The organism is uncultured Clostridium sp. (genome assembly GCF_937920395.1).
Taxonomy (GTDB): domain Bacteria; phylum Bacillota; class Clostridia; order Clostridiales; family Clostridiaceae; genus Clostridium_AD.
In genome coordinates, this window is record NZ_CALEVF010000276.1 from 1 (window position 1) to 4,470 (window position 4,470).

The 4,470-nt window shown below is 29.9% G+C and carries 4 protein-coding genes and 1 pseudogene; all 5 read right to left on the reverse strand.

The genetic code is table 11. From position 1 onward, the window contains the following. Window positions 1–268, reverse strand: a pseudogene (locus Q0649_RS17345) (O-antigen ligase family protein); the annotation flags it as partial. 108 nt (window positions 269–376) lie between these two features. Then, entirely contained in the window at window positions 377–1,594 is a 1,218-nt protein-coding gene (locus Q0649_RS17350) for a glycosyltransferase family 4 protein (RefSeq protein ID WP_298844947.1), read from the reverse strand. Window positions 1,595–1,607: 13 nt separating this feature from the next. Then, the gene (gene wecB / locus Q0649_RS17355; RefSeq protein WP_298844950.1) at window positions 1,608–2,660 is read right to left on the reverse strand and encodes a non-hydrolyzing UDP-N-acetylglucosamine 2-epimerase; all 1,053 of its coding nucleotides are present in this window, start codon (window positions 2,658–2,660) and stop codon (window positions 1,608–1,610) included. A gap of 69 nt (window positions 2,661–2,729) precedes the next feature. Next, on the reverse strand, window positions 2,730–4,073 hold the full coding sequence (locus Q0649_RS17360; protein WP_298844953.1) for a glycosyltransferase: 1,344 nt from the start codon (window positions 4,071–4,073) through the stop codon (window positions 2,730–2,732). Window positions 4,074–4,098: 25 nt separating this feature from the next. Beyond that, window positions 4,099–4,470 (reverse strand): hypothetical protein (locus tag Q0649_RS17365; protein WP_298844954.1); only part of this gene is annotated, 372 nt, incomplete at its 5' end.

Below are 4,470 nucleotides of genomic sequence, written 5' to 3' on the forward strand. Positions count from 1 at the left end.
ATGCATAGAAAGTGGATAATAACATTATTCCAAGTAATATTAATATACAAATACTCAATGTACTATTAAATAAATCTCTAATGCCATAAAGAAATCTTTCACGCGTAGCCTTCTCAATAATTAACTTTACGAAATATGTAAATACAACTATACCGAGTAAAATATCACTCACAGGTATTCCTTTAAAATTTGTTCCCTCCTGAATTAGTGGCATTATTACTATGTAAGCACACATTAAACAATATAAAATACTATACTTAGCTTTCATTTACTACACCTCTTTATACAATAATAATATTATTTTTACATAATCCGTCCCTCACTTTCAAAAAAATCTTTAATTTGTAAGTGAGGGACGGATTACATATTATGATTTCTATAAATTCATCAATATTTTTTCTAATTTTCTTGTTATATTTTCTCTCGCATAGTTTTCCATAACATAAGCTCTTCCATTTTCGCCAAAACTGTTTCTAAGTTCTATATTATTATATAACTTTAATACAGCTTCTGCAATTTCTTTTGAATTTTCAGGTTCTACAACTATTCCAGCATTTGCACTATTTATTAGCTTTGAAGCTTCACCCTCTACAGGCAAAATAATTGGTATTTCTGAAGCTAAGGTCTCGAACATTTTTGAAGGTAAAGCACCTTTAAATAGCTCTAATTTTCTTAAAGGAATTATTGCAGCATCCATAGACGCTACTATTTTAGGCATATTTGCTTTGGGTTGAAGAGGTAAAAATGTAACATTTTTAAGGCCCTTGTCTTTAGTCAAATTTATAAGATCTTGTTTTTCCGGACCATCACCCACAAAAATAAATTGAATATTCTTTTCATCTTTAACTATCTCTGCTGCCTCTATTATAACTTGTAACCCTTGTGCAATTCCATGAATTCCTGCATAACATAATGCAAATTTATTCTCTATGCCTATTTCACATCTAAAACTATCATCTCGATTTTCTTTTTTAAATAGGTTTGTGTCTACTCCATTAGTTAAAAGGTGTATTTTATTTTTATCAAACCCTCTGTTAACTATGTCATCAACTATTCCTTGTGTTTGACATGTAACAGCTGCAGCCCTTCTATAACAGAATTCTTCGAGCCACACAGACATTTTTATAAATAATTTATTGTGTAACACACCTAATTTTATAGCTGACTCTGGCCATAAATCAGATATATTAAAAATAAATTTGGCTCCTTTAATCTTAGCTAATACAAACCCTGAAAATCCAAGGAACAATGGTGGTGATTCCGTTATTATTACATCCTGTTTATCTATATGCTTAGCACCTCTAAAAACTGAAGAAAAAGTAAATGATAAATAATTTCTTAATCTTTTAGTAAACTGATTAGATTTTGTAGCATAAATAGCGGTTCTAACTATCTTTATACCCTCAATTTCTTCTATTACTACTTTTTTACCTTTATATTCTTCAAAAATTTCTCCTCTAGGGTAGTTTGGTAGAGCTGTTAATATCGTAACTTCATGACCAAATTCTTTTAATTTTTTAGCAAACTCAAAAATTCTATTTTGAGGTGCACCAACTTCCGGTGGGCAATATTGTGTTAAAAATAAAATACGCATTTTTTCACCTCTACTATTTGTTTAAAATTTTCAGAATTTTTTCTGCAGCATGACCATCGCCAAAAATGTTTTGTCTAGCTTTATTTGGAACAAAATTTAATATGCCATCTAATATCTTAGCCTTATCAGTACCAACAACAATATTCCAACCATTTTCTACTGTTTCTATCCATTCTGTTTCATCTCTGATAGTTATACAAGGCTTATTCATGAAGAAGGCCTCCTTTTGAACGCCACCGCTATCTGTAATAATCTTTCTACAGTACATTTCTAAACTTATCATCTCTAAGTATCCAACTGGATCTATAATTTTGACGTTACTGTTAAACGATAGATTATAATCATCCATATACTTCTTGGTCCTCGGATGTAATGGCAATATTATTTGCTGACCACTTTCATTTAATGCTTCAATTATGTTTTTTAATTTATTTATATCATTAGTATTTTCAGCTCTATGTATAGTTGCTAATATAAATTCTTCCTGCTTTAAATTAAGTTCTTTCATAATCTTTGATTTTTCTTTTGAAAGTTTTAAAAAATCAAGTGTTGCATCATACATTACATCTCCAACATTATAAACACCACTCGTAATTCCTTCGTTACTTAGGTTTTTAACAGCTGAAGTCGTAGGTACAAATAGATATTTTGATATATGATCTGTTAAAATTCTATTTTGTTCTTCCGGCATATTCATATTAAAGCTTCTAAGTCCTGCTTCTATATGAGCTACTGGAATAAGTAATTTACTTGCACAAAGTGCACCTGCTAAAGTTGAATTGGTGTCTCCATAAACCAAAACCATATCTGGTTTTTCTTTTTCATAAAGTTCTTCAAGTTCTATCAACATAGTTCCTGTTTGCTTGCCATGTCCACCTGAACCTACTCCTAAATTATAATCTGGTTTTGGTATTTTAAGTTCCTCAAAAAAAATTTTTGACATGTTTTCATCATAATGCTGTCCTGTATGAACTAAAATTTCCTCATGCTCTTTTCTGATAACATTTGATACTGCTGCTGCTTTTATAAACTGTGGTCTTGCTCCTACTACTGTTAATATTTTCATATATGTTTCTAAATTTTAACGAAATATTCTCCGATAAAATTAGAATCTACACTTCCTTCCACAACATTTTTACAAGCTTTCAATAACACCCATTAAATCTCGAGTTAGATTTTCTCTACTGTATCTCTTAACTTTTTCCCAGTGTACATCTAGCTTTTTCTCCGCACCTTTCCAAATCCTATAGGATTTGTATATCACCACTTCAATCTCTTCTATCTTGTCAGGATGACAACAAAAACCAGTATTAGTACTTAGTATTAAATCTCTAGCAACACCTGCTGGCACAATACCGATGATATCGCGTCCGCTCCTTATGTATTCAAAAAGCTTTCCTGTATATATACCCTCACTACCCACTCCACCTTCAATAATTAAAAGTGTCGCTGATGACTCTTCTAATTTTTTCAAGCTTTCTTTATGTGGCAAATATGATATAAATTCAATAATATTATCGTATTTAGAAATAAAAAATTCAATATCCTTTTGAGCATCTTTTCCTATTTGCCCCACAAATCTAATTACAAGCTCCTCTTGATTTATTTTTTTAACAGCTATGAGCTTATCCATAGCTATTAAAAAATTTTTCGGTGATCTTTTCCCATATAACGTACCGTTGTGGGTTATAATATATTTGTTTGCCACCAAGTTCATGTTAAAATCATCAAAATCTTCCTCATCATATCCATTAGTAATAACCTTAAATTTATCAGCTGCCTCATATTTATATCTATATATAAAATCATCTATTATAGGCTTACTTACAGATATTACAGTATCCGCCTTTTTTATTACCATTTTCTCCATATTTCCATTTTTTCTTTTAGCGTATGATGAATAAGCTACAAACGGATTTGCTACCCACTGATCTCGAAAGTCTGCAATCCATGGTAAATTATACTTTTCTTTCAATTCATATGCAATTAAATGACCAGTATATGGCGCAGACGTAGAATATATTATATCAATTTTTTCTTCTTTAATTATTTTAATTCCTACATCCACAGCATCTTTTTTCCACGATATTTTATCATCTGGTATATACATATTTCTATATATATTTAACAAGATTTTTTTTGTTACTCTCTTAATATTAGATTTTAATGCGCTATTAGCTATCTGTTTTGTGATGTTTTGTTTATTATCATTTTTATCAAATTTAACATCAGTAACTTTTCTATTAAGAATATAATTAACAATAAAATTTTCTTTTTGCAATGCCCTAAATACTTTTATCCCATCAGTTGATTCAAGTTTTAAAGATTCATCTTTTATAGTTCCTTTTTCATTATTTACAGTAAGCACAAATACATTATATCCGTTCTTTTTTAGAAACTTAGCAAACTTTAATGTTCTCTGAACTCCTGCACCACCAAGTGGCGGATAAAAATAAGCTACAATCAATATGTTTTTCATTATTACTCCTCACACATGTTATCCCTTAATTAATAGATTTTCCTTCTGAATATATCATTAATATCATTACAACAGTAAAAACAAAAGCAGGTGCTACACTTAACGGATTTGCTGAAGACATAAACGATTGCCCTGTAATGTTTCCATAAATTAATAGACAAGTAATTCCAATAATTCCAGGCCATTTAAACTCTTTAAAGTTTTTATTTCTATTCTTAACTATATCCAATACTGACTTTAATAAACCACCAAACCAACCTAACATAAATGTAATTGTAAATACAAACCCAAATTCTGTCATTAAATCAAGAATAATATTATGGGCATCTATATACATTTTTTTAGGATTACCGCCATACCCTCGCGATGTATATGTTATAAGACTTAAATATATCCG

What these genes read in the sequence shown, in the direction of transcription:
- Q0649_RS17360 (WP_298844953.1), bottom strand. Translation starts at nt 4,073, where the DNA reads ATGAAAAACATATTGATTGTAGCTTATTTTTATCCGCCACTTGGTGGT.
- wecB (WP_298844950.1), bottom strand. Translation starts at nt 2,660, where the DNA reads ATGAAAATATTAACAGTAGTAGGAGCAAGACCACAGTTTATAAAAGCA.
- Q0649_RS17350 (WP_298844947.1), bottom strand. Translation starts at nt 1,594, where the DNA reads ATGCGTATTTTATTTTTAACACAATATTGCCCACCGGAAGTTGGTGCA.